This is a genomic window from Pseudomonas sp. GW822-FHT02G04 (genome assembly GCF_058802085.1).
This window is the reverse complement of record NZ_JBXANU010000023.1, coordinates 1-26357: the sequence shown is the minus strand read 5'-3', so window position 1 is coordinate 26357 and position 26357 is coordinate 1. Positions and strand designations below refer to the sequence as shown.

Genomic DNA, 26357 nt, shown 5'->3' with positions numbered 1-26357 from the left:
GTTTTATGTCACTGCGCAAACAGTTGTTTCTCGCCATTTGCCTGTTCTTGCTGGTGGCCTTCAGCGGCAGCTTTTTTGTCAGTCTGGAAAGCTCTCGCGAACAGATGCTCAGCCAATTGCGCTCCCACGCCCAGGACGCCGCCACGGCGCTGGGCCTGTCGTTGACCGCGCAGATCGACGACCCGGCAATGATCGAATTGATGGTCAGCTCGATTTTCGACAGCGGCTATTTCAGCAGCATCCGGGTCGTCAGTATTGTGGAGGAACGGGTGTTGGTGGAACGCAGCGTACCGACGCAAATCGAGGGTGTTCCGGAGTGGTTCGTCAGCCTGGTGAACCTGCACCCACAGGGTGGCGACGCGCTGGTCACGCGTGGCTGGGACCAGGCAGCCCGGGTCGAAGTGCTGAGCAACCCGCAGTTCGCCCTGGCCAAACTCTGGGACAGCACCCTTGGCAGCCTGATCTGGCTGCTGCTTTGCGGACTGCTCAGCGCCGTGTTCGGTGGCTGGCTGTTGCGCCGGCAGTTGCGGCCGCTCGACAACATGGTCAAACAGGCGGAAGCCATCAGCAAACGCGAGTTCCGCAGCTTGCCGAAACTGCCGCGCACACCGGAGCTCAAACGCGTGGTGCTGGCCATGAACCAGATGGTCGAAAAACTCAAAACGTTGTTCGCCGAAGAAGCCGCGCGCAGCGAAAAACTGCGCTCCGAATCCTATCAGGACAGCCTCACGGGCCTGGCCAACCGGCGCTTGCTGGATGAACAACTGGCCGACCAATTACTGGAGTCAGAGCAAAGCCGCGACGGTCATTTGCTGATGCTGCGGATCAACGACCTGATCGGTCTCAATCAACGCCTGGGTGGCCAGCGCACCGATGCCCTGATCAGCGCCGTCGGCGAATTGCTCAAGCGCCTGACGCAACCAGCGGAACGTCGCACCTGGCTCGCGGCACGCAATCGCGGCGGCGAATTCAGTTTGCTGACACCGGGCCTGGACAGTAAGGATGCCGCGCGCCTGGCCTCCGAAATCAGCGCCACTCTGGAAAACCTGCGCCTGACCGGCGCCAGCGACTGCATGCCGGTGGCGCACCTGGGTATCGTCGCCTACCACCCGGGCGAACCGGCAAATGATGTGCTGCTGCGCCTGGATCAGGCGCTGACCCAGGCCCGGCAACATCCCGAGCGGCCATGGATATACCAGGCCCAGGTCGATACTGCGCCGAATCACTCGCAGCATGATTGGCGCAACTGGATCGACGACGCGCTGACCGAAGGTAAGATGCAGTTGTATTTCCAACCGGTGGTGCAGTGCGCCGACACCAGCCAGGTGCTGCACCACAAAGTCCTCGCACGCCTGCTTGATCCGCAAGGCGAGGCGATTGCCGCCGGGCATTTCCTGCCGTGGATCGAACGCCTCGGCTGGTCGGCGCGGTTCGACCTGGCCATGCTCGAGACCACCCTCGAATACCTCGCCGCCAACCGCTGGCCGCTCGCGCTGAGCCTGTCCGGCAGCACCCTGCGCGATCAGACCCAGCTGAAACTGATCTGCGACATACTCGAATCACTGCCGGAACTGGCGCCTCTGCTGACCCTGGAAATCGACGAACGCCAACTGCCGCCCCCCGAAGAACTGCAACGCCTGAGCCACAGCCTGCTCAACACCGGTTACCGCATCGGTCTACAACATTTCGGCGGCAGCTTCAGCCAGATCGGCAACCTGACTCAACTGGGGTTGGCTTACTTGAAAATCGATGGTGCCTACATTCGGGGTATCGATGAGCAGAGTGATAAGCGGTTGTTCATCGAGGCGATTTTTCGCGCGACCAACAGCATTGATTTGCCGTTGATTGCGGAGATGGTGGAGACGCAGGCGGAATTGGAGGTGATTCGGGAGTTGGGGTTGTTTGGGGTGATGGGGCGGTTGATTGGGCCGCCGGAGCCTATGTAGTTTTGCAGCGCTCTATGTCCATGGTGTTCACCTGTTTTCATTCACAGTAGAATCCGCGCCATATATGTTCCCCGGAAACATCACCTCTGCCGCAGCCTGGCATCGGTCCACATGGAGGAAAGTCTGTGAAACTGATCAGGCTGGGGCTGGAAAACTATCGCTGTTTCCCCACATTAACACTCGAACTGGATGCCCAGCTGACCTTGCTGGTTGCTCGAAATGGTCAAGGCAAGACCAGCCTGTTGGATGCGATCAAGGTTGCGTTGTGGCCCTATGTTCGTGGTTTTGATCTTGGCAGCGCTACCAACGATCTTACGGGAATACATCCTGACGATGTTTTTCTGCGCCCTGTTACAGCGCATCAGATGGAACCTTCACTTCCCGCGTGCCTGACCGCCCAGGCTGTATTCCAGAATGGGGAATTACGCTGGTCACGCCGACGGGAAAGCATCCGCAAAGGGACGCAAACTCGTGGCGACGCTGGGGCCTCCCGGCTGGAAGCCTCCGCTCATGTACTGGAAGCCCTGATTTTCAACAGTGCTGTAAAAGACCAATTACCTCCAACCTTACCCATCCTTGCTTACTACGGCACCGGCCGACTCTGGAGTCAGAAAAAACTGACCGCGGCTTTTGAAAAGGCCGAAAACGCAGAGTTTTCCAGGACCTATGGTTATCGTGACTGCCTGGACCCGGCCTCCAGTTATAAACATTTTGCCAAATGGTACACACGAATTTTCCGCAGTTATCGTGAAGAACAGATTCGTAATATTGAGCGCGGAAAGCTAAGTATCGATGTAAAAGACGAGTTTGCGCACCCAGTGCTAGCGGTACAAACCGCAGTGAATGCTGTCCTGGCCACCCAAACTGGCTGGAGGGACCTGGCTTATAGCAGTGAGTTCGCCGATCTGGTGCTCGAACACCCAGTTCACGGAATATTGAAGGTCAGCCAGCTCAGCGACGGGATTCGCAACATTGTCGCCCTAGCCGCCGATATTGCGTATCGCTGCGTGAAACTCAATCCTCATCTAGGCATCCTCGCCCCTCGTGAAAGCATTGGAGTGGTGTTGATTGACGAAGTCGACATGCACCTGCATCCCGCCTGGCAGCAAACCGTTATACCTGACCTGCTCGGGGCTTTCCCGCGTATCCAGTTCGTTATGACTACACACAGTCCGCAGGTAATCACTTCAGTGCCAGCGCACTGCATCCGCGTTCTGCAAACCGTAACCGACGAGACTGAGCGACGAGTCACGGTGAGCACTGTGGATCAACAGACTCAGGGGGTCGCCAGCCCCCAGGTGCTGGCCCATGTCATGGGGATCGATCCGACGCCCGACAATGAACCCGCTCATAAATTGAGCGAATACATGGGGCTAATCCAGCAAGACCTGCATGACTCAGCGCAGGGTTTGAAGTTACGTGAATATCTTGATGCTCATTTCGGCGCTCAACATCCCTGCATGCTCGACTGTCATCGACTGATCAGATTGCAGATGTTCAAAAGCAAACAGCCGACAAAATTGTAAGCGCAAGGAAATCGCGTATATGCACAAACTTGTTCGAAGCGAAGGCCCACGCTGCCTTGCCCGCTATAGACACGGTCTGCACAGGTGGTCGCTGGAGTCACCCACACCACAGGAGCGCGAGCACATCTGGGAAAGTCTGCAGGTCATGCAAGGTACCCGTTGTGCGTACTGCGAAGCAGACATTATTCAATCCGGGCGTAAACACCTCGAACACTTTCAACAGCGAGACAGATTTCCTCAAGGTACGTTCGATTGGAATAATCTGTTCGGATCATGCAACCGAGAAGACACCTGCGGTAAGTTCAAGGACAGGTGCAGCCTCTATGACCCTGTTGTTCTGCTCAAACCCGACGAGGACAACCCTGACCACTATTTCGTCTTTGTCAGCGACGGCACCATCACGCCACGGGCAGACTTGGATCATCAGCACCATCACCGAGCGATAGAAACCCTTCGCATCTTCAATCTCGACGCAGAAAACGGTGCCCTTCGCAAAATAAGGCGCGAGGCCGTTCGTGGTTACCTGGAAACCGCAGAAGCACTTCATGAGATGTTTCAGGACGATCCGGAGAGTGAGGAACTGCAGTTATTCCTTGAAGAAGAAATCCTGGGAACCGCCCACTTGCCCTTTGCCACAGCAATCAGACACACGTTGTCTTGGAGCCTCTGAGGAAAAAAGGGAACGCATTAATTTGTCGATGCATCCGGCGTGATCGATAAACGGAGATGTTTAATCTGACACCTCCAGATACTCCTTAGGGCTACGCATTCTCGTAATGCCTGTGTATGCGGTTTGCCAGACAAACCGTGATTGCGGCTATTTGGGGCCGCTTCGCAGCCCTGCGGGAAAGGTGAACGCACTGACTGGCCTCTGACTCAGTTGCAACCGAAAACGGCCCTTCAAAGGCCGTTTTTTTTGCGCCTTGCGAAAACCCTGAAAAGCCATCGCACATGACCGCTCGTCGTAAACCCACCGTCACCTGTCAGATCTGACAGTAGCCGGTTTTCTTCTTTCGCGGTGTGATGGGGCTCGCTCCCGAAATGGCTCGGGCACAACGCGCCAGGAGAACAAGATGAGCATCAACGTCAATTCAGCACAGGCCAGCGCCGGACTTTTGTTGGTGCCCATGTTCATCCCCGGCTCGAAACAAACGGTGCTTCCGCCCGGATACGCCCATCTTGGCATACCCCAGTCCATCTATCAGGCGCCTAATGGCCTGGCACTGGTGATTGATCCCCTCACGATGCTAAAAACTTTTACGCTGGATGCATTCGACACCGTGGAGGTGTGGGTCAACGGCAAAGCCACTTCCGTGAGTAAGGTCATCCTGCCGGGAGAAGAGCAACTGCGCATTCTCCTGTACCTGCCGCTGGGGAGGCTGGTGAACGGCGTCAATCAGCTGTTTTACCGGGTCACCCGGCCCAGCGGGAATTTTGAGGACTCGACCCCGGTGCTGGATGTGCTGTATCACGACCCGGCACCCGGTAATCCCGCGCCGGCCGCTATCACCACCGTCTTTCCACTCAACATCGTCACAGGCGGCGTCGGTCCTGCAGAGGCGGCGGCAGGGGTGCTGGCCACCTTCAAGGTCAGCTTCACGCGGTCATATGACGAAATTCGCCTGGACGTGGGTACCTGGAGTACCACGATTAAAGTCACTGATCCTGCCAAGCCGATCACACTGACCCTGACCGCCGCTGATTTCCAGCAGATCGGCGACAACGCCAAGATGCCGGTCAAGTGCACAGTGACCGACCAGTTGGGCAACGGTAACCAGTCGGCGACAACCTATCTGGACATCCACGCCAACCGTCTCGATCTGCTGGCCCCGACCGTCAAGGGCCAGACAGGCAACAACCTCAATCCGACCCTGCAGGACGTTGTGGCGGTAGTGCCGCTCGGCTCGCTGCTGCCCACCGACAAAGTGACCGTGAGCTGGCAAGGCGCGACCGGCACGCCGGCTGCGGGCTCCTTCACCAGCCCGCAACGCCAGGTCAGCGCCGGGCGGGAGTTTGTCGTACCGCGCTCGGTGCTGGCCTATAGCTTGGGCAAAACCGTGACCGTCACTTACGTCATCGAACGCAACGGCATAACCTTCACCTCATTACCCTTGTTGCTGGACATTCAGCCGTTGCCGACGACGGCGTTGATCCCGCCGAAGATTGTCGAGGCCGATGCCAACAATGTGCTTGACCTGATGGCACTGGGCACCAAAGACGCGACCCTCCACGGATTGCTCTGGACGCTGATCGAAGCGGGTCAGCAAGTGTGGATGAGGCTGGAGGGGAAAAAAGCGGACGGCACGGCGCACAACCTGCAGGTCTGGAGTGGCGGAACCTCAAAGGTCAACGCCACGTGGGTCAGCCAGGGCTTCTGGCCCAAGGCTCTGGTCAACAGCTACCTGAAGCTGCTCAGGCACGGTTCTACATTGACAATCAAGTTCAAGGCGTCTCTGGATAAGAGCAATGTCGAGGCAACGGCGGTGGTGTTTCCGGACCGTACCTACACCATTAAGTCGGTGGAGCTGGTTGTTCCGACCTTGAGCAACGTAACGGATGCCGGCAACAAGGAAGTTCCGGAGGGTGGGCTGACCGCCAGTATCACCCTGAAGCTCAAGGGCACAGCCAGCAAGGGGCAGCCCGTCGAGATCTTCGACGGCAGTGGCCCGAGCGCGGTGTCCAAGGGCACGGCGACCGCCAACGCGACGACGGGGATCTGGGAGCGCACGATCACCCTGCCGGAGGGCAGTCGCCGCTTGTATGCCCAGTCGCGGTATCACCCCACCCCCGTTTACTCCAACGTGCGCAACCTGACGGTGGTGGCTGTGATTGTGCCGACGCTGGTCAATGTGCTGGACGCCAACAACGTCGAAGTGCCGGAGAACACCAGCACCATCAGCACCACGTTGAAACTCAAGGGCAAGGCGAGCAACGGTCAGCAGGTCGAGATCTTTGACGGCAGCGGTTCGAGCGCGGTGTCCAAGGGCACGGCGACCGCCCACGCGACCACGGGAATCTGGGATCACACGATCACCGTCGCGCAGGGTGGCCACCGCTTGTACGCCAAATCGCTGTATCACCCCACCGCGACTTACTCCAACGTGCGCAACCTGACGGTGGTGGCCACCAAACCAAGCATCACCGCACTGACGGATTCCAAAGGTCCGGTCGCCCATAACGGAACGACTTACGACACCGAGGTCACGGTGACCGTCACTGCCGATCCGAACCAGAGTATCCAACTCTACGATGGAGCCAAGGCCATTGGGGCGCCTATTCCACTTGATAGCAAAGGGAGTGGGACTACGAAGTTATCGGCTCTGGAGCAGAAGGTTTTTTCCCTCACTGCCAGAGCCGTTTATGGAAGTCAGCTGGAATCCTCCGCGCGCATCTTTACACACAAAGCCCATCAGGCAGTGACCCTGACGTCGGTCAAGCATTCGCGAGGAGAGCTGGGCGAGGGACAGAGTACCGCCAGTGCCTCTGTCACACTGGAAGGATCGGTGACGCCTTTGTATAGCGTGCAGATCTATCACAACAACAGTGCCCAAAATATCGTGCAGAGCAACGCAAATGGCTTCTGGACTACCACCCTGCCCATCGTCGCTGGCCCAAACACGGTATACGCCAAAGCAGTAGCGACCGGGTTGAATTCCAACTCACGGAGCTTCACCAGAGTAGTGCCATTCACGTCTGAAAATTTCGATCAATACTCAACGAGACACGTATCGCCAGGTCTAAACATCCCACTAAACAGCATGACCATTTACTATTTAGGGGGCACCGGCTTTATCGGGATATCTCCACTGAATGAATTATTCACTGGCCCCTATCCTCAGATACCGGGTAAAAGTAGTGGGCAGACTCTGGAGATGCATTGGAAAGGCCTTGGCACGTCACAACATATGCGTATTCGATTCAATTGGGGCTATTCCAGCGTCAGTTTTTTTGTCAGGTTCGCACAAACCCATAATCTATGGATCAGATTTCTAGACATAAGTAACAACACAATCCATCAACACACGCTCCCACTTAATTTCGATGCACAACTTGTTAGTTACTCGCATCCCAGTATCGATATCTGGGGCATAGAAGTCCAAACATCGGTTATGGATTTAATTTCTATTGATTATTTCAAGATGACTTACAGATAATTTACAGGCTGAAATATTACTCCAACAAGACGGCCTTTCCCGGCCGATTTGGGCAACGTTCAACCACCAACCAACAGTTTGTCGGACGAAAAGGGGCGTATCTGGGAAAAATAAACGCCGATGTTTATAAGACATCTCCAGACACTCACTCAGGCTACACATCCTTGCGCCGCTGCCTACGACTGCGCCAGAATCCGCCGGCTTGTGCGCCTAAGGGTCGGGTTCTATTGTTTCCCGGTCGCTGACGAATCAGCGATCGGGTTTCGCAGCCCGGGTCAATCAAGGCGCATTGCGCCACCGTTCCCTTTCAGTTGACGCTTCTTTTCGTCAACTGGATTGCGTTATGGCGGCTGTGCGCGGGAGATCTTCGGGTCTGCCGGGTTCCTTGATTCCCGGTCTGCGAACCTGCGTACAGCTGCCACCTTCCTCGTTTCGCAGCGAGCAGTGACAGCTCCATTAATCAAGGAGCTTCACCATGTTCAAAATCACACCCAACCCACCCGAAAGCGACGACGTTTCCCCCTACGAAACCCCGGACTCCAAAAAACTCAACGAAGCCGCCGAGCGCGCCCTCGATTACTACCTCAAACCGTCCGACCCCAAGACCCCGCGCAAACCGAGCACGATTTACACCGTTGCCCCGGATATCGACATCGAAGAGCTACTGGCCAATGCCTGCGAGTCCTTTGCCTCGGCCAAGGTGATCGCCAGTGACTGTGCCGGTTTTCTGGAGGGGACGCAGCGCAATACGATATTGGGCGTCGCGCAACTCATCATGTTCGGGGAGCTGGCGGTGAGTCGGGCTCTGGACAGTCTGGAGCTGAAGGCTGACCCGGCCCTGTAACCTGATCTCAGACGCTTGATCGTTCCCACGCTCTGCGTGGGAATGCAGCCCGGGACGCTCCGCGTCCCCTCCAGAGCCGAACGCGGAGCGTCCGTTGAGGCATTCCCACGCAGAGCGTGGGAACGATCAAACCCGCCATCCCCTTTCACCGGGATGGCGGGTTTTGTCGTTTCGGATCACACGGTATCCACCTTCAACGAATGGTCGTTCAACATGCCGTTGATAATGGTCGCGGTATCGTGACCACCGGCAATCACACCATTCGCTCCGGGGGTGACGCCGTAATGGCTGGCCAAATTCACCCCCGCCAGGTCAATGGTCTGGCTCGGCGTGGCGCCGGCCATGGCGCTGATGTCGATGCTGGTGACCAGGGTCGCGCCGCTGCCGGTGACTTTGAAGTGCAGGTAGTCATCCAGCGATGCTGCGGTGCCGTTCTCGCCTTGCAGCAGTTGCGACAGGTCGAGTTTGTCGGTGCCCGGGGTGAAGTCGGTGATGACATCGTGGCCGCTGTTGCCTTTGAGCCACTGGAAGGTGTCGGCACCGCTGCCGCCGGTGAGGGTGTTGTCGCCCAGGCCGCCGATCAGGAAGTCGTCGCCCCCCCCACCGTTCAGCGCATCGTTACCCAAGCCGCCGTTGATGATGTTGCCGTTGTTGTCGCCCGTGAGGCTGTCGTTGAAGTTCGAGCCCGTGAGGTTTTCGATGCCGGTCAGAGTGTCGGTGCCTGCGCCAACGGTGTTTTGCGCAGCGAGCAGGTTGAGGTTGACGGTGACCCCGGCGGTGGCATGGGCGTAGCTCGCGGTGTCGTTGCCGGTGGCGCCGTCGAGCCAATCGTTGCCCGGCCCGCTGAACAGCAGATCGTTGCCGGCGCCGCCATGCATCTCGTTATTGCCTGAGCCTGCGGTGAGCACGTCGTTGCCGTCGCCAGCGTTGATGACGTTGTTGCCGGTTCCCGCGATCAACACGTCATCGCCCGAGGTGCCGGTCAGGGTGTGGCCGGCCTGATAGGTGATGTCGACTGCCGCGCTGTCGCTGCCGCCGTGGTTGTCGCTGGCGGTGTAGGTGCCGTGGAAGTCTGGCGCGGAGTCTTGGGCTCCGGCGTAGTTGACGGTCATGGTCAGTTGGTAGTTTTCCGCCCCCTTCCCGCTGTTGCCCGGTCCCCCGTCGTCGATGTTGGTGATGTGGATCTGGTACGTGCCGTCCGCTGCGGCGGTGATGGTCTGGCCGTCGGCGAGGGCCGTGTAAGCACCGCCGTTGACCGAGTACTCCATGGTGACGTGGCCGGCTGCCAGGTTGTGGTCCAGGTTGAGGGTTTCACCCTGTTTGAGGTTGACGGTGATCCGGTCCTCATCATTGGTATTGTTGGTGCTGACCGCCCCCAGTGCCCCGCTGACCACCAGCATGGCGGTCATGGCCGCGGTGTTGGCGACGAATGCGCTGCGGGCGATGGTCACGGCCTGGACGTTATTACCGGTGAAGCTGAAGCTCGAGTTGGTGCCGGTGAAGTCCGCCCCCTTGGCCGTCCAACCCGTGTTGAAGGTGGTCGGCGATGCCGTGAGCGGATCGCCGTTGGGGTCGGTGTCGTTGGCCAGCAGCAGCTCGCCCGGCACCACGATGCTGCCAGACAGCACGTTGGTGATGATGTGATCGTCCACCGCCACCGGTGGCGCGTTGGGGATCACGTTGACCGTCAGTGTCGAGCTGGTGAGGTCACCGTCGTTGTCGCTGGCGGTGAAGCCGATGTTTTCGGTGATCTGCACGGCCGTGGTTTTCTGCGAGGTGTAGGTGTATTCGCCAGTGTCGAGGTTCACCAGCAACGTGCCGCTGTTGTTGGTGGCGATGCTCAGGGTGTTGTCGGCGGTGTTGAAGGTGCCGTGGTTGGCGCCGCCGCTGAAGTTCAGCGAACCCTGATTGCTGTTGGCTTTCGGGTCGTAGGTATAGGTGGTGCCGTCGACCGTGAGTTTTTTGATGAACCCACCATCGGCGCCGAACGTACCGCCCTCGCCCAGCAGCGACCCGGTGACCGGCGCGCCTTGCACGGTGCCCGAGAGGACCGAGTTGAGTTGATTGAGGTCAGTCACCACCACGGCGTTGGTGTCGGTGTGTGTGCTGCCGTCATAGGCCACTGGATCGAGGCTGGCGTTATTGACACCGCTGCCGAGGCCGATGGCGTAGTTCTTGATGCCATTGGCGTCGAGGAAGGCTTTGAGCGCGATCTCGTCGGCGCTGCCGATGTCTCCTTCGTTGGGTTTGCCATCAGAGAAGAAGTAGCCGACGTTCTGCGCCCCGGTGAGTTTGCCCGAGGTGCCAAAGGCGGTTTCCATGGTCGCCACGGCCGCGTCGTAGTTGGTCCCGCCGTCCGCCGTCAGCGTCGCGATGATCGACTTGGCCGTCGCCACATCGACCCACACCGAAGTCTGGTCCGTGGCGCTGCTGCTGAAGGTGACGATCTGCACCTTCACGTCGCCCAGGCTGTCGTACTTGTCGAGCAGTGCGCTGATCGCCTGCTTGGCCAGCTCCAGCCGCGACAGGCCCGATACGCCGGAGGGGTCGTCCATGCTGCCGGATACGTCGATCACCAGCATCAGGTTGGAGTCGATCTGCACCGCCGGCACCGACCGCTCCGAGGCGACGGCGTGAGGCACGTCATCGACAATGTTGACCACAAGGGTGCCGGTGGTGCTGTTGCCGATGGCATCGGTGGCTTTGTAGGTGAAGCTTTCATTCAAGGTGTTCGCGCCATCGTTGGCGTTCGGCGATGTTTTCGGCGCCGAGGTCAGAGTGTAGGTATAGCTGCCGTCCGGGTTGAGCAGGATTTGCCCGTAGGTCCCGGTGGCGCTGCCTAACAGGGTGTAAGTGATCGCGCCAGTGGCGCCAGTGACCGAGCCTGCCAACGTACCGGAGCCGGTTTCACCGGTGTTGCCAGGTTCGCTGCCGGTGACGCTGCCCGCTGCCAGGTCCTGTCCGTCCTTGGTCAAGTCCAGGGCTTTTTCGTAAACCGTCACGTCGGTATCAGTGGCCGCTACGAGGCAACTGTTGTGCACGTCAACGGTGATCGTAGCGGTGCTTTCATCGCCATCGGCATCGCGCACGGTATAGGTGAACACGTCCGTGGCGCCCGGTTCGCCGACCGAGTTCGGGTTGCTGTGGTACACGGCGTTGCCGTTGGCATCCAGGGTGAGGTAGCCGTAAGTACCGGTGATTTGTGTGTTCAGGCCACCGATAGCCGAGGTCGAGATGTCGTTGCCGGCGCGCACGCCGACCACTGCGCCACCCAAGGCCGCGCCGTCAGCACCGAGCACATCGTTGTCCAGCACATTGCCGCTGACCGTGCCGCCCTCCACCACCGAAACCGAATCGCAATGGGCAGTCGGCATGTCATCGACGATGTTGATCACGATGGTATTGGTGACGCTGTTGCCCAGAGAGTCGGTGGCCTGATAAGTGAAGCTTTCACTCAGAGTGTTCGCGCCGTCGTTGGCGTGAGGCGTGGTCACCGGTGCGGAAGTCAGGGTGTAGGTGTAGCTGCCGTCGGGGTTGATCAGGATTTGTCCATAGGTGCCGGTGGCGCTGCCGACCAAGGTGTAAGTGATCGCGCCGCTGGTACCGGTGACCGAACCTACCAGCGTGCCGGAAGCGGTTTCACCGGTGCTGCCAGGCTCGCTGCCGATGACGGTGCCTGCCGCCAGGTCCTGGCCATCCTTGGTCAGATCCAGCGCTTTCTCATGAACTGTCACGTCGGTATCGGTGGCCGCAACGAGGGTGCAGTTGGACACGTCGATGGTAATGGTGGTGGTGCTTTCATCGCCGTCGGCATCGCGCACGGTGTAAGTGAACACGTCAGTGGCGTCAGGGCCGTTCACGGCATTTGGATTGCTGTGATAGACCGCGTTGCCGTTGGCATCCAGCGTCAGATAGCCATAGGTGCCGTTGATTTGACTGTTCAAGCCACCGATGGCCGAAGTCGAGGTATCGCTGCCGGCGCGCACGCCGACCACCGCGCCGCCGATTGCCGGCCCGTCGGCGCCGCCGATGTCGTTGTCCAGCACGTTGCCCGAGACCGTCGCGCCCTCGGCCACTGAGGCGTGATCCGGGTTGGCGGTGGGCAAGTCATCGACGATGTTGACGTTGATCTGGCCCAACGCCGTGCTGCCGTCGACGTCAGTGGCGACGACGTTGAGGTTCTCGGTGATGCTGTTGGTGCCGTCGGCGTTCGGGTGGGTTTCGTGATCCACCAGGGTGTAGCTGTAGCTGACCACGCCGGTCGCGCTGTCGTAACCGGTGACGGTCAGCGTGCTGCCAAGCGGGGTGACGATCGACTGCGGAAAGCCTGCGGCCACGCCACCGGTGACCACCACGATGCCGCCCACCGTCAGGGTTTGCAAACCGTCGAGCGCGGTGACGGTGAAGGTGCCGTTCTGGGTCAGCGCCGGTGTGTTGGGGCTGCTGCCGTCGCTGAGGTTTTTTTCGTAGACGGTAAGTTCGCCACCGTTGACGTTCAGGCCATCGAGGGTCACCGAATCGTCGTTGTTATGGATGTTCAGCACCAGCGTCGCGGTGCTGGTATCGCCATCAGAATCGGTGAGGGTGTAGACGAAATGCTCGGTGCCGTTGCCGCCACCGTGCAAGGCTTTGAAATCGGCATCGCTGGTGTTCAGGGTATAGGTGTACGTGCCGTTGGCGTTGAGCACCAAGGTGCCGAACCTCCCGGTGAATGTGCCGCCAATGATCGGTCCGCTGTCGGGGCCGGTCGGAATGCGGTCGGCGCCCTGGATGTCGTTGGGCAGCACGTTGCCCGTCAGGGTCAGCAGGGTTTCCGAGGCGGTATGGGTATTGGTGTCGTCGATGGCCTTGGGCACATCGTCGGTGATATTGACGTCCAGCGAACCGGTGGCGGTATCGCCGTTGCTGTCGCTCGCGACCACGGTGAAATGTTCGGTGAGATTGTTGGCGCCATCGCCGGCGGAATGGGTTTCGTTGCCGACCAGGGTGTAGCTGTAACTGACCACGCCGGTGGCCGGGTTGTAGCCGGTGATCGTCAGGGTGTTGCCCAGTTGAGTGGTGATCGACTGAGGAAAACCGATGGGCACCCCGCCACTGATCACACTGATCCCGCCGATGCTCAGGCTGGTCAGCCCGTCGGGCGCAGACACCGTGAACGTGCTGTGCTGAGTCAGTGCTCCCGGGTTGCTGGCCGAACCGTCCGCCAGGTTGGCTTCATTGAGGGTCAGTTCGCCGCCCGCCACCGACAGGCCGGTGAGGGTGACCGGGTTATTCGGCGCGTCCGCGGCAAACGGCGTAACGACGCCTTTATCGCCGTTGTCCGGCGCAGCATCTCGGCGCTCCTGGGGGAATTCGGGAATACCGTTGAAGCCCGCGGTGGGGAAACCAATCGTGGGATCGACCCGCCCGCCCACTTCCTCCAGCAGCACAAAACTGTGGCCGCCACCCAGTGCACCACCGGGCGCGCCCGTTGCGCCCGGCCCGGCGGCGGTGGCCTCGGCGGTCTGGGTCGGGTCGGCGCCGGCGGCAATGGCTTTTTGCACTTGCTCGACATCGGTCAGTTGCGCCTGGCTCGGCGTCACCGCATCGGTGGTTTCCACATGCGGCACCTGGTGCGCCAGTAGCTGGGCAGTCATTTGCAGGCTGCTGTCACGCCCCAGCGTCAGCTCCTGGCCGTTATGCAAATGGACCGCTACCGCGCCTTCGGCCCCGGTGACCAGCTGCTCGCCGGCAAACAGCCGATCGCCCTCGATCAGTGTCCGTCGAGTGCCATCACCCGCCACTGCGTACACCTGACCGATGACCTTACTGACGATACCGATGAGCGTTGCCATGTGCATTCCTCCGCTGCCGATCACCGCGCCGGCACTGGTCTGCGAAGCTCGCCCATGGCTCAACCGGGTTGCCGGGTGACGCTCACACCTCGGCAGTTCGTTCGCAAGCCTTGCGGTGCAGCAGGCCTGCGAGCGCTACGTAACGGTGGTGAATCATCCGAGTGACAAAAAAATGTCGCTCAAAACCCGTTACGCGTCCCTCCCCTTCAGCATTACTCCGCTGTATGTCTCAAAGTGAGTGGAACTGTCTTCAAGCCTGTCCGCACTGTCGAGAGCACGTAAAACAAAGGCTTTCGAGTTGAACAATGTGCCGGATTTTACGGAGTACATAAGTTTTTTTTGGCATAGCCCTTATGAAAAATTTTTCTTAGCTACGCTTCAGGATGTTCTTAGCTCTGTTGTTACAAGCATGAAACGGATTCACCTAAAAATATCGTCAAAAAAATGGCGACCGCTAAGCACCATCTGGAATCAGGGAGATGCATCCATGCGCGTTTTAACCCCCCTTTGCAGTGCGATTCTGCTGGCCATGGCCTGCGCTTCTCAGGCTCAGGCGATGTCATTGACCGAGGCGATCCAGAGCACCATTGCGACCCACCCGGAACTGGCGTCTCGGGTCGATGCCCGGCTCTCGGCCGACGAGCAGATCAAAGTTGCCAAAGGGGGCTTTTATCCATCGGTGGATTTGAACGCCGCCTACGGGCGCGGCTACAGCGATAACACCAACACGCGGTCACGGGGCAATCACCACACCGAAATCCTGACCTACACCCAGTCGGAACTGCGCCTGCGGCAGATGCTGTTTGACGGTTTCAACACCGCCAACGAGGTCGCGCGCACCAAAGGCGTGTCCAACTCGCGGGCCTATTACGCTCAAGGCACCGCTCAGGACCTGGCCCTGCGCACCATCGAGGTGTACCTCGAAGTGCTCAAGCGCCGCGAACTGGTGACCCTGGCCAAGAACAATCTGCAAGCACACATGCGGGTCAACGATCAGATCGGCCTGCGTACCCAGCGAGGGATCGGCAGCAACGCCGACGCCGACCAGTCCACCGCTCGCCGGGCGCTGGCGCAAAACAACCTCGACACCGCCGAAGTCGATCTGGCCGATGCCGAAGCGAATTTCTACAGCGTCGTGGGGCGCATGCCCGATGAACTCGAAGCACCGCCGTCGACCCGCGGCGAACTGCCCGCCACCCTGCCCGAAGCCCAGCAGAGCATGGTGGAAAACAACCCGTACCTGAAATCCGCCCAGGCTGACGTGCAATCGGCCGAGAGCCAGTACGAAGTCGCCAAGTCGCCGTTCTACCCACGCTTCGACGCCGAAGCAGCGGTGGGCGCCAATAACAATGTGCAGGGCGATCAAGGCCACGACAACGAATGGCGAGTGGGCGTGGTGATGAACTACAACCTGTTCCGTGGCGGCAGCGACAAGGCCCGGTTGGCCTCCGATGCGCATCAGATCAACCAGGCGATGGACATCCGCAACAACGCATTGCGCCAGCTCAACGAGAACATCCACCTGGCCTGGAACGCCATGCAAAACGCCAAGAAACAAACCCCTACCGCCCGTGAATACGCCGAAACCACCACCCGCGTACGAGCGGCGTATCAGGATCAGTTCGGTCTCGGTCAACGGACCCTGCTCGATTTGCTCGACAGCGAAAACGAGCTCTACAACGCCAACCGCCGCTACACCGAAGTGCGCTACACCGAGGAGTTCTCGATGTACCGCGTGCTGGCGAACATGGGCCAGTTGCTGAGCAAGCAACGGGTGGTGCTGCCCGCCGATGCGATCGCCGCCACCGAAGTGAAAAACGAAGCACGCTTGCCTGAACTCAAATGAAGTAACCCCTACAGGGCGATGTGTAGTTATCTATGCCAATGGGAGCGATCAATGTGACCAGCATGGAACCCGGCACCCCCGGAATCGATCCGCGGCTGAGCTTCGATGATCCGTTACTCGACGGTCTGTTGATCCTCTGCAAACTCCACGGCGCGACGGTCAGTCGCGCCAGCCTGAGTGCCGGGCTGCCAATGGCACACCAGCGCTTGAGCCTGGACCTGCTGCCGCGCGCGGCGGCCCGGGCCAGTTTGCAGGCGCGCGTGCTGCGCCGTGAGCTGGCGGATATTTCCGCGCTCAACCTGCCGGTGATGCTGATCCTCAATCATGGCCGCTGCGCGGTCTTGCGCCGTTGGGGCGATGAAGGTCAGGCGTTGATTCTGCCGAGCGAAGCCGACGGCGGTGAACAATGGGTCAGCACGGACGAGCTGGCCGCCAGCTACAGCGGCCAGGCTTTGTTCGCCCGGCCGCGGCATGAACTTGAAGACTTGCGCGCGCCGCTGGTGCCGCGGGTCGAAGCGTGGTTTCGCGACACGCTGAAGCTGTCGAAATGGCTGTACAGCGATGCGATTCTGGCGAGTTTTCTGATCAACCTGCTGGGCATGATGGTGCCGTTGTTCGTGATGCAGACCTACGACCGGGTGGTGCCGAACCAGGCCACTTCAACCTTGTGGGTGCTGTCGATCGGCTTGCTGATCGGCACCGGTTTTGAACTGGTGCTGCGGGTGGTTCGTGCGCATTTGCTGGACACCGCCGGGAAGAAAACCGACGTGATTCTTTCGGCGACCCTGTTCGAACGCATCACCGGCATGGCGATGAAAGCGCGACCCGCGACCATCGGTGGTTTCGCCCAGAGCATTCATGATTTTCAGGGGCTGCGGGAGTTTCTCACCGCCGTCACGCTGACCAGCCTGATCGACATGCCCTTCGCCGTGCTGATGCTGGTGGTGATCGGCCTGCTCGGTGGCTGGCTGGTGGTGATTCCGCTGCTGGCATTTCCCATCACGATCCTCTTCGCCATGGTGATTCAGGCGCGCCTGCGCGACACCGTGCAGAAGAGTCTGAGCCTCGGCGCCGAGCGCCAGGCCCTGCTGATCGAAACTCTCGGTGGCCTGGAAACCCTCAAGGCCTGCAGCGCTGAAAGCGAGCGCCAGCACAAATGGGAAAGCACCCACGGCGCCCTCACCCGCCTCGACAGCCATGCGCGCAACCTCTCGGCGCTGGCCACCAACGGCACGCTGTTCATTCAGCAGTTCTCCGGCATGGCGACCATCGTCGCCGGGGTCTACAGCATCATCGCCGGCAACCTCAGCGTCGGTGCGCTGGTGGCAAGCTACATGCTCGGCAGCCGCGTGCTCGCGCCGCTGGGGCAGATCGCCGGGCTGATCACCCGTTACCAGCAAGCGCAACTGACCATGAAAAGCACCGATTCGCTGATGTCGCTGCCGCAAGAGCGCGACGCCAAGCAGCGGCCGCTGGAGCGCACGCAACTGCAAGGCGCCCTGGACGTCAGCGGCGTGACGTTCCACTACAACGGCCAGAATGCGCCGGCCCTGGCCAACGTCAGCTTCAGCATGAAGCCCGGCGAACGGATCGGCATCATCGGCCGCAGCGGCTCGGGCAAAAGCACGCTGGCGCGGCTGGTGATGGGGTTCTACGCGCCGGAAGAAGGCCAGTTGCTGCTCGATGGCCTGGATCTGCGGCAGCTGGACGTCGCCGACCTGCGTCAACAGATCGGCTACGTCGCCCACGACCTGCCCTTGCTGGCCGGCAGCCTGCGCGACAACCTGACCCTCGGCGCCCGTTATGTCAGCGATGCCCGGATGCTTGAAGTCGCTGAGCTCACCGGCGTGACTGAACTGGCGCGTCAGCATCCACAAGGCTTCGATCGGCCAGTAGGCGAGCGCGGTCAGTTGCTGTCGGGTGGGCAACGGCAAGCGGTATTGCTGGCGCGGGCCTTGTTGCTCGATCCGCCAATCATGCTGCTCGACGAACCCACCAGCGCCATGGACAACAGCAGCGAAGACCTTCTACGGCAGAAACTCCATGGCTGGGTCCAGGGCAAAACCGTGCTGCTGGTCACCCACCGCAGCTCGATGCTCAGCCTGGTGGATCGGCTGGTGGTGCTGGACAACGGGCGGATCGTCGCCGACGGCCCGAAAGAAGCGGTGATCGATGCATTGCGCAAGGGCCGCGTCGGCTCTGCGACGGTCTAGGAGTTGCCCATGACTGGTTCATCGTCAGCAACATCAAAAGACAAGGGCTACTTCGGCAGTTTCAGCAAAAGTGCCGAGAGCGAGTTCATGCCGGAAACCGCCGGTGCCTCGTTGCAGGACTCGCCGCGCTGGTCGCGGATCACCGTGTGGCTGGCGGCGGCGCTGCTGATCACCGCGCTGGTCTGGGCCAAATTCGCCGTGTTGCAGGAAGTCACCATGGGCGAAGGCAAGGCGATTCCGTCGAGCAAGATTCAGGTGATCCAGAACCTGGAAGGCGGCATCGTCACCGAGATCTTCGTGCGCGAAGGGCAAATGGTGAACAAGGGCGACACCTTGCTGCGTCTGGATGACACGCGATTCCTGTCGAACAAGGGGGAAAGCGAAGCGGATCGCTATGCGTTGACAGCGCAGGTCGAACGGCTGTCCGCCGAGGCGGAAGGCCGCCCCTTCACCCTGTCGCCGGAAGTGATTGCCAAAGCTCCGCAAGTGGCCGAGGACGAACGCTCGCTGTACGAACAACGCCAGCGCCGACTGGCCAGCGAACAGCGCACCTTGACCGAACAACTTCGGCAAAAAACCCAGGAACTGGCAGAGTTCCGCTCCAAACAGGGGCAGTTCAGTTCCAGCCTGGCGCTGCTGCAACAAGAAATGAACATGTCGGCGCCGCTGGTGGGCACCGGAGCGGTATCGCCGGTGGAAATCCTGCGGCTCAAACGCAGCGCGGTGGAAATCCGCGGCTCGTTGAACGCCACGACCCTGGCAATTCCCCGGGCGGAATCGGCGATCAACGAGATCAAAAGCAAGATCGACGAGTCCGAACAATCCTTCCGCTCGGACGCGGCGAAGGAGCTGAATACGAAACGCACCGATCTGTCAAAAATCACCGCCACGAGCATTGCCATCGACGACCGGGTAACGCGCACCACCGTGGTATCGCCGGTTCACGGCATCATCAAAGTGCTGAAGGTCAACACCATCGGCGGCGTGGTCCAGCCGGGCAGCGACATGGTGGAAATCGTGCCGCTGGAAGACAACCTGCTAATCGAAGCCAAGGTCCGCCCGCAAGACGTGGCGTTCCTGCACCCGGGCCAGAAAGCCATGGTCAAGTTCAGCGCTTATGACTACACGATTTATGGCGGCTTGAGTGCCAGGCTTGAGTTGATCGGGGCAGACACCATTACCGATGACAAGGGCAACAGTTTCTATTTGATTCAGGTCAGGACCGACAAGAATCACCTGGGCGGGGATGTGAAACCGCTGCTGATCATTCCGGGGATGGTGGCGACGGTGGACATTATTACCGGGGAGAAAAGCGTGCTGGATTACCTGCTTAAACCGGTGTTGAAGGCGCGGACCGAGGCGATGCGCGAACGCTAAGTCTCACGCTGCCCCTGTGGCGAGGGAGCTTGCTCCCGCTGGAGTGCGAAGCGCTCCCAAAACCTGCCAGCATGATTTCCCTGACACACAGGCTGAATGGTTTTGGGTCTGCTGCGCAGCCCAGCGGGAGCAAGCTCCCTCGCCACAAGTCATCACCGGCCGTGATTCTTCTGATAGGTCTCCTCCCCCATCGCCGCAATCTGCCCCTCGATCAACGCTTCGAACGGCTTTAATAACGGCTCGAAACTGCTCGGTGCTTCAAGGGTCTGCAGCGCCTGCACAATCGCCTCCACCGTCGACAACGCCCCCGGCCCCGGCGCCTTGCGCAGCCGATAACGGGACACCCCGCCCTCGGCCAGGGTCACTCTGGGCAACGCCGCCAGCAATGGATTGAGGTGCAGTATCTTGCGCGCCTTGCGCCAGGTGCCGTCCGGGACTACCAGCAGCAGCGGCTTATCACTCGCGGTGTAGGCCTGCATCGGCTGCGCATCTTCACCGGGAAACAGCAGCCGCGCCTGATAACCCGGTTGATTCAACATCGCCGGCAAATCCTCAAACACCTCGCCCACCATCAACTCGGCATTCTGCAACCCCAACGCCGCCAACCGCGCCGTGTTCAGCGCATGGTTCACTTCGCTCGGATGTTGCAGCAGCAACACTCGCGTGCGGCTGTCGAGGCTCGGGATCAGTGGGCACAGACAATGAGTTTGCGGACGCAGACAGCGCGGACACTGGATTCTGGACATATTTTTAAGCCTGATTGAGCTGTGCTTTGAGCAAATCACGGAAAGTCTGGATCAACGGTTCGCGGCTGCGGCCACGGCGCACAATCATCGAAAACGGTGCCTGATAACCGAACGTCGCCGGCAGCAGCACGCGCAAATCCCCCTTGTCGGCCCAGGCCTGGGCGTAGTGTTCCGGCAGGTAACCGATGTAGGCGCCGGACAGCACCAGAATCAGCTGGGCCTCCATACTTTCCACGGTCGCCGCGCTGTGCTTGAAACCGTGCCGCGCCAGTTCCGCCTGGCTCCAATAGCCGCGACCGACCATGCGTTGCTGGGTGATGACCTGCTCGGGGATGCGCCGCTCGTTGAACAGCGGATGACGGCTGCTGCAATACAGCCAGTGTTGCTCGCGGTAGAGCGGCATGTAGACCAGACCGCTCATGCGCGTGGAAAAGGCACCGATGGCCAGGTCGAGGCGGTTGTCCTGCACGCCGAGTTGCAGTTCGTAAGGGCTCATGACCGACAGATGCAAGTGCACCGCCGGGTGTTCCTGACTGTAGGCGCCGATGGCTTCGGCGAACGGCAAGGCCTTGTCGCTGACGGTGGAATCGATCACCCCCAGGTTCAAAGTACCGCGCAACTCGCCTTTGAGGGCGGCGGCGTATTGTTCGAAACCTTCGAGTTCGGCCAATAGACGCAGGGTTTCCTGATGGAACAGCTCGCCCTTGCTGGTCAGGCTGAAACCACCGCGACCGCGATGGCACAGCACCAGGCCGAGGGCCGCTTCGAGCTGGCTCATATAGGTGCTGATGGCCGACGTCGAGAGATTGAGCTCGTGCTGGGCATTGGCGAACCCCTGATGGCGGACCACGCTGACGAAGATGCGCAATAGTTTCAGGTCGGGTAAAGCGTTGGCCATGGGGCACTCCGTAGATCGTTCCCACGCTCTGCGTGGGAATGCAGCCCGTGACGCTCTGCGTCACATACTCGGAACAGCTGGACGCGGAGCGTCCGTGGATGCATTCCCACGCAGAGCGTGGGAACGATCACGGGAAAGAGTCTATCGCCGCTACGGCCATTAGTTTAGAAAAATCTGAACTAAGTATTTGCCCGTAGCGATTCTTCCCCGCCACTACATTTCGCAGAATCGGCCCACAGCGGTGCCCGTCTCTCCCCGAGCGGCTTACCTGCATAAATAAAACAACGACGATGAGGCCTTACCCGTGGACAAGATTCTTCACCAACCACTGGGCGGCAATGAAATGCCGCGCTTCGGCGGCATCGCCACCATGCTGCGACTCCCCCATTTGCCATCCGCTGCCGGCCTGGACGCTGCCTTTATCGGCATCCCGCTGGACATCGGCACGTCCCTGCGCCCCGGTACCCGTTTCGGGCCGCGTGAAATCCGCGCTGAATCGGTGATGATCCGCCCGTACAACATGGCCACCGGCGCTGCGCCGTTCGACTCGCTGTCGGTTGCCGACATCGGTGACGTGGCGATCAACACCTTCAACCTGCTGGACGCCGTGCGGATCATCGAAGAGGCCTACGACAATATCCTCGAACACGATGTGATCCCTCTGACCCTGGGCGGCGACCACACCATCACCCTGCCGATCCTGCGTGCCATCCATAAAAAGCACGGCAAGGTCGGCCTGGTGCACATCGACGCTCACGCCGATGTGAACGATCACATGTTCGGCGAGAAAATCGCCCACGGCACCACCTTCCGTCGCGCTGTAGAAGAAGGTCTTCTGGATTGCGACCGTGTAGTGCAAATTGGCCTGCGGGCTCAGGGTTACACCGCTGATGACTTCAACTGGAGCCGCAATCAAGGCTTCCGTGTGGTTCAGGCTGAAGAATGCTGGCACAAATCCCTGGCGCCGCTGATGGCCGAAGTGCGTGAGAAAGTCGGCGACGGTCCGGTGTACCTGAGTTTCGATATCGACGGCATCGATCCGGCCTGGGCACCTGGCACCGGCACCCCGGAAATCGGCGGTCTGACGACCATTCAGGCGATTGAAATCGTGCGCGGCTGCCAAGGCCTCGACCTGGTCGGCTGCGATTTGGTAGAAGTCTCGCCAGCGTACGACACCACCGGCAACACCTCGCTGCTGGGCGCCAACCTGTTGTACGAAATGCTCTGCGTACTGCCAGGCGTGGTCCATCGCTGAGGATCGGTCATGAACGAACGTGATCAGGTACTCAATGCCGCCGCCGATCTGGTGTCGGCCTTTGCCCGAAACGATCGCGAAGCCTACTTCGGCGCATTCAGCGTCGACTCAAGCTTCGTGTTCTACACCCTCGAGCAGCCTCTGCTGTCGCGCGATGCCTACCAGGCATTGTGGGACAGCTGGCGTGCCGAGGACGGCTTCGAGGTGCTGTCGTGCACCTCAAGCAACGCCTTCGTCAGCCTGCAGGGTGACGTGGCGATTTTCATCCATGACGTGGCCACCGAGCTGCGCATGCAAGGGGAGCAACACTTCAGCCAGGAACGCGAGACGATTGTTTTCAAGAAACAGGCGTCTGGCGAAGAACAACAAGGCCTATGGCTGGCCTGTCATGAACATTTGTCCGCAATGCCGGAAGGGCTGCCAACCCCTTAGCCAAACAGGTGACGCTCACGCACGATGAGCGCGCCTTTATGATCGGAGCAGATCATGAATAACAACAACAAAGACCAAAGCCTTACGCAAATTGAAACCTACGGGGTCGAGCAGATCCCGGACAACGAACGCACCGCAGGCCCGACGGACTTGTTCCGGATGATCTTCGGCGGTTCCAACACCTTCGCCACCGCCGTGCTCGGCAGTTTCCCGGTACTGTTCGGCCTGTCTTTTCAGGCGGGTGTCTGGGCGATTGTGCTGGGCGTGTTGCTGGGCTCGCTGATCCTTGCGCCAATGGGCCTGTTCGGGCCGCTCAATGGCACCAACAACGCCGTGTCGTCCGGTGCGCACTTCGGCGTGCACGGGCGGATCGTCGGTTCGTTCCTGTCGCTGCTGACCGCCATCGCCTTCTTCTCGCTCTCGGTATGGAGCTCGGGTGATGCGTTGATCGGTGGCGCCAAACGCCTGATTGGCCTGCCGGAAACCGACCTGACCCTGGGCCTGGCCTACGGTCTGTTCGCGATCCTGGTGCTGACGGTGTGCATCTACGGCTTCCGCTTCCTGCTGTGGGTCAACAAGATCGCCGTGTGGAGCGCCAGCCTGCTGTTCCTGCTGGGCGTCTTCGCCTTCGCCGGTCCTTTCGATGTGAACTACGCCGGCAGCGTCAGCATGGGGCAACCGGGTTTCTGGGCGGCTTTCATCGGCGCTGCGCTGGTAGCCATGAGCAACCCGATTTCCTTCGGAGCGTTCCTCGGCGACTGGTCGCGCTACATCCCGCGCGACACCTCCAAGCGCCGGATCATGGCCGCCGTGGTGATCTCGCAGATCGCGACCTTCATCCCGTTCCTGTTCGGCCTCGCCACCGCCACCATCGTAGCGATCAAGGCACCGGACTACATCGCGGCCAACAACTACGTCGGCGGCCTGCTGGCGGTATCGCCGAGCTGGTTCTTCCTGCCGGTGTGCCTGATTGCGGTGATCGGCGGCATGTCCACCGGCACCACGTCGCTGTATGGCACCGGGCTGGACATGTCCAGTGTGTTTCCACGGGTCCTGTCGCGGGTTAAAGCGACGCTGCTGATCGGTGTGATGTCGATTGCCTTCATCTTCATCGGGCGCTTTGCGGCGAACCTGGTGCAGAGCGTGTCGACCTTCGCCGTGCTGATCATCACCTGCACCACTCCGTGGATGGTGATCATGATCATCGGCTTGCTGGTGCGTCGCGGCTTCTACTGCCCGGATGACCTGCAAGTGTTCACCCGTGGCGAAAAAGGTGGCCGCTACTGGTTCACCCACGGCTGGAACTGGCGTGGCCTGGGGGCCTGGATCCCGAGTGCACTGGTGGGTCTGTGCTTCGTGAACCTGCCGGGGCAGTTCGTGGGCGTACTGGGCGATCTGGCGGGCGGCATCGACATCAGCCTGCCGGTGACCCTCGGTCTGGCCTCGCTGGTGTACCTGGCGCTACTGAGCCTGTTCCCGGAATCGGCCACGGTGTTCGGCCCCAACGATGCACGCAGCAAGGGCACGGATTCCCTCGGTAAACCGGCGATGCGACAAGCCGCCTGATTCAACACAAAACGCTGGTCAACGGAACTTCTGTGGCGAGGGAGCTTGCTCCCGCTCGACTGCGCAGCAGTCGCAAAACAGGCTAATGGCGTTTCTCCTGAAGAAACCCGGTTGCAGGATTTGGGGCTGCTTCGCAGCCCAGCGGGAGCAAGCTCCCTCGCCACAAAAAGCGGTCTCATGGCCACATTGCTTTTCAGCCTCACCATAAAAAAGACAATCGGAGACACGCCATCATGGCTTTGGATTTATTCGTCGTACTCATCTACGCCGCCGCGATGCTGATGCTCGGCTATTACGGCATGCGCAAGGCCAAGACCAACGAAGACTTTTTGGTCGCCGGTCGCAACCTCGGCCCGAGCATGTACATGGGCACCATGGCCGCCACCGTTCTGGGCGGCGCGTCCACTGTCGGCACCGTGCGCCTTGGCTACGTCCATGGCATCTCCGGTTTCTGGCTGTGCGCGGCACTCGGCTGCGGGATCGTTGCGCTGAACCTGTTCCTCGCCAAACCGCTGCTGAAACTGAAAATCTATACCGTTACCCAAGTGCTGGAAAAACGCTACAACCCGATGGCCCGCTCCGCGAGCGCGGTGATCATGCTGGCGTATGCGCTCATGATCGGCGTAGTTTCGATCCTGGCAATCGGCACCGTGCTGCAAGTGCTGTTCGGCCTGCCGTTCTGGGTCTCGGTATTGCTCGGCGGTGGCGTGGTTGTGATCTACTCTGCGATCGGCGGCATGTGGTCCCTGACCTTGACCGACATCGTCCAGTTCGTGATCAAGACCGTGGGCCTGATGTTCATCCTGCTGCCGATCTGCCTGTACCGCGTTGGCGGCTGGGATGAATTGGTGTTGAAACTGCCGGCCACTGCCTTCAGCTTCACCACGATTGGCTGGGACACCATCATCACCTACTTCATGATCTACTTCTTCGGGATCCTGATCGGCCAAGACATCTGGCAGCGTGTGTTCACCGTCAAGAGCGCCAAAGTGGCTCAGGTCGCCGGTACCTTCGCAGGCTTCTACTGCATCCTTTACGGCCTGGCCTGCGCCCTGATCGGCATGGCCGCTCACGTGCTGATCCCGGACCTGGACAACGTCAACAACGCTTTCGCCGCTATCGTCAAACTGTCCCTGCCGGACGGTATCCGTGGTCTGGTGATCGCCGCGGCCCTGGCGGCCATGATGTCCACCGCCAGCGCCGGCCTGCTCGCCGCTGCCACCACACTGACCGAAGACCTGCTGCCGAAACTGCGTGGAGGCAAACAGTCGAGCCTGGGCATGAACCGCCTGTTCACCCTGTTGACCGGCATCGTCGTACTCGGCATCGCTCTGGTCGTACATGACGTGATCAGCGCGCTGACCCTGGCTTACAACCTGTTGGTGGGCGGCATGCTGATCCCGCTGATCGGCGCGATCTTCTGGAAACGCGCAACCACCGCCGGCGCTATCGCCAGCATGGGCATGGGCTTCGCCACAGCGCTGGCGTTCATGTTTAAAGATGGCCTGGAAGCCAACTCCCCGATCTACTACAGCCTCGGCGTGGGCCTGGTGAGTTTCGTGGTGGTCAGCCTGCTATCCCCTCGCCCGGCCGTGGTGGCGAGCGCTGCCTAAGATTTCCATAACGACTTGATGCTTTCTTCGACGGGTGTGGGGGGGGGGGGGGGGGGGGGGGGGGGGGGGGGGGGGGGGGGGGGGGGGGGGGGGGGGGGGGGGGGGGG

At 60.3% G+C, this 26357-nt stretch carries 15 protein-coding genes; 12 read left to right on the top strand and 3 right to left on the bottom strand.

Annotated elements, in window-relative coordinates; translation table 11 throughout:
• The first annotated feature begins 5 nt into the window (after window positions 1–5).
• The 5 genes from lapD to AC1RO5_RS23765 all read left to right on the top strand — a co-directional run bounded on the left by lapD (window position 6) and on the right by AC1RO5_RS23765 (window position 8470).
• Window positions 6–1946, top strand: coding sequence for a cyclic di-GMP receptor LapD (lapD, locus tag AC1RO5_RS23785; protein ID WP_493177978.1), 1941 nt, complete (start codon window positions 6–8; stop codon window positions 1944–1946).
• A gap of 125 nt (window positions 1947–2071) precedes the next feature.
• A complete protein-coding gene (locus AC1RO5_RS23780) occupies window positions 2072–3472 on the top strand; it encodes an AAA family ATPase (RefSeq protein WP_493177976.1) in 1401 nt (466 codons plus the stop codon).
• Window positions 3473–3491: 19 nt separating this feature from the next.
• Complete coding sequence (ptuB, locus tag AC1RO5_RS23775; RefSeq protein ID WP_493177975.1) at window positions 3492–4142, top strand: retron Ec78 anti-phage system effector HNH endonuclease PtuB; 651 nt, start codon at window positions 3492–3494, stop codon at window positions 4140–4142.
• A 403-nt stretch (window positions 4143–4545) separates the two neighbouring features.
• Window positions 4546–7626, top strand: a complete 3081-nt coding sequence (locus tag AC1RO5_RS23770) for a hypothetical protein (RefSeq protein WP_493177973.1) — start codon at window positions 4546–4548, stop codon at window positions 7624–7626.
• Between the two features lie 475 nt (window positions 7627–8101).
• Window positions 8102–8470 carry a DUF6124 family protein gene (locus AC1RO5_RS23765; protein WP_493177972.1) on the top strand — a complete coding sequence of 123 codons (369 nt, stop codon included), beginning with the start codon at window positions 8102–8104 and terminating at the stop codon, window positions 8468–8470.
• Window positions 8471–8646: 176 nt separating this feature from the next.
• On the opposite strand, the gene AC1RO5_RS23760 is transcribed toward AC1RO5_RS23765, so the two are convergent.
• Window positions 8647–14304: a retention module-containing protein gene (locus AC1RO5_RS23760; protein ID WP_493177971.1), complete on the bottom strand. Its 5658-nt coding sequence runs from the start codon at window positions 14302–14304 to the stop codon at window positions 8647–8649.
• A gap of 487 nt (window positions 14305–14791) precedes the next feature.
• On the opposite strand from AC1RO5_RS23760, the gene AC1RO5_RS23755 reads away from it, so the two are divergent.
• Genes AC1RO5_RS23755 through AC1RO5_RS23745 form a run of 3 tightly spaced genes read left to right on the top strand, consistent with a single transcriptional unit; the run spans window position 14792 to window position 19740 of the window.
• Window positions 14792–16150, top strand: a complete 1359-nt coding sequence (locus AC1RO5_RS23755) for a TolC family outer membrane protein (RefSeq protein WP_493177970.1) — start codon at window positions 14792–14794, stop codon at window positions 16148–16150.
• 53 nt (window positions 16151–16203) lie between these two features.
• Window positions 16204–18363: a type I secretion system permease/ATPase gene (locus AC1RO5_RS23750; protein ID WP_493177969.1), complete on the top strand. Its 2160-nt coding sequence runs from the start codon at window positions 16204–16206 to the stop codon at window positions 18361–18363.
• Window positions 18364–18372: 9 nt separating this feature from the next.
• The gene (locus AC1RO5_RS23745; RefSeq protein ID WP_493177967.1) at window positions 18373–19740 is read left to right on the top strand and encodes an HlyD family type I secretion periplasmic adaptor subunit; all 1368 of its coding nucleotides are present in this window, start codon (window positions 18373–18375) and stop codon (window positions 19738–19740) included.
• A 152-nt stretch (window positions 19741–19892) separates the two neighbouring features.
• Here the strand turns inward: AC1RO5_RS23745 and AC1RO5_RS23740 are convergent, their stop codons facing one another.
• Together AC1RO5_RS23740 and AC1RO5_RS23735 are read right to left on the bottom strand one after the other, a co-directional pair.
• Window positions 19893–20486, bottom strand: coding sequence for a tRNA-uridine aminocarboxypropyltransferase (locus AC1RO5_RS23740; protein ID WP_493177966.1), 594 nt, complete (start codon window positions 20484–20486; stop codon window positions 19893–19895).
• 4 nt (window positions 20487–20490) lie between these two features.
• Window positions 20491–21384: a LysR family transcriptional regulator gene (locus AC1RO5_RS23735; protein ID WP_007938472.1), complete on the bottom strand. Its 894-nt coding sequence runs from the start codon at window positions 21382–21384 to the stop codon at window positions 20491–20493.
• 304 nt (window positions 21385–21688) lie between these two features.
• On the opposite strand from AC1RO5_RS23735, the gene speB reads away from it, so the two are divergent.
• The 4 genes from speB to AC1RO5_RS23715 all read left to right on the top strand — a co-directional run bounded on the left by speB (window position 21689) and on the right by AC1RO5_RS23715 (window position 26250).
• Entirely contained in the window at window positions 21689–22639 is a 951-nt protein-coding gene (speB, locus tag AC1RO5_RS23730; RefSeq protein ID WP_007942156.1) for an agmatinase, read from the top strand.
• Window positions 22640–22648: 9 nt separating this feature from the next.
• Window positions 22649–23071, top strand: coding sequence for a YybH family protein (locus tag AC1RO5_RS23725; protein ID WP_493177965.1), 423 nt, complete (start codon window positions 22649–22651; stop codon window positions 23069–23071).
• 54 nt (window positions 23072–23125) lie between these two features.
• Window positions 23126–24637 (top strand): purine-cytosine permease family protein, encoded by a 1512-nt coding sequence (locus tag AC1RO5_RS23720; protein WP_493177963.1) that lies wholly within the window; start codon window positions 23126–23128, stop codon window positions 24635–24637.
• Between the two features lie 233 nt (window positions 24638–24870).
• Window positions 24871–26250 carry a sodium:solute symporter family protein gene (locus AC1RO5_RS23715; RefSeq protein WP_493177962.1) on the top strand — a complete coding sequence of 460 codons (1380 nt, stop codon included), beginning with the start codon at window positions 24871–24873 and terminating at the stop codon, window positions 26248–26250.
• Window positions 26251–26357 lie beyond the last annotated feature (107 nt).

Coding starts and splice junctions, on each gene's coding strand:
- AC1RO5_RS23725 (WP_493177965.1), top strand. CDS start 22,649: ATGAACGAACGTGATCAGGTACTCAATGCCGCCGCCGATCTGGTGTCG.
- AC1RO5_RS23760 (WP_493177971.1), bottom strand. CDS start 14,304: ATGGCAACGCTCATCGGTATCGTCAGTAAGGTCATCGGTCAGGTGTAC.
- AC1RO5_RS23770 (WP_493177973.1), top strand. CDS start 4,546: ATGAGCATCAACGTCAATTCAGCACAGGCCAGCGCCGGACTTTTGTTG.
- AC1RO5_RS23745 (WP_493177967.1), top strand. CDS start 18,373: ATGACTGGTTCATCGTCAGCAACATCAAAAGACAAGGGCTACTTCGGC.
- ptuB (WP_493177975.1), top strand. CDS start 3,492: ATGCACAAACTTGTTCGAAGCGAAGGCCCACGCTGCCTTGCCCGCTAT.
- AC1RO5_RS23720 (WP_493177963.1), top strand. CDS start 23,126: ATGAATAACAACAACAAAGACCAAAGCCTTACGCAAATTGAAACCTAC.
- AC1RO5_RS23735 (WP_007938472.1), bottom strand. CDS start 21,384: ATGGCCAACGCTTTACCCGACCTGAAACTATTGCGCATCTTCGTCAGC.
- AC1RO5_RS23715 (WP_493177962.1), top strand. CDS start 24,871: ATGGCTTTGGATTTATTCGTCGTACTCATCTACGCCGCCGCGATGCTG.
- lapD (WP_493177978.1), top strand. CDS start 6: ATGTCACTGCGCAAACAGTTGTTTCTCGCCATTTGCCTGTTCTTGCTG.
- AC1RO5_RS23765 (WP_493177972.1), top strand. CDS start 8,102: ATGTTCAAAATCACACCCAACCCACCCGAAAGCGACGACGTTTCCCCC.
- AC1RO5_RS23755 (WP_493177970.1), top strand. CDS start 14,792: ATGCGCGTTTTAACCCCCCTTTGCAGTGCGATTCTGCTGGCCATGGCC.
- AC1RO5_RS23740 (WP_493177966.1), bottom strand. CDS start 20,486: ATGTCCAGAATCCAGTGTCCGCGCTGTCTGCGTCCGCAAACTCATTGT.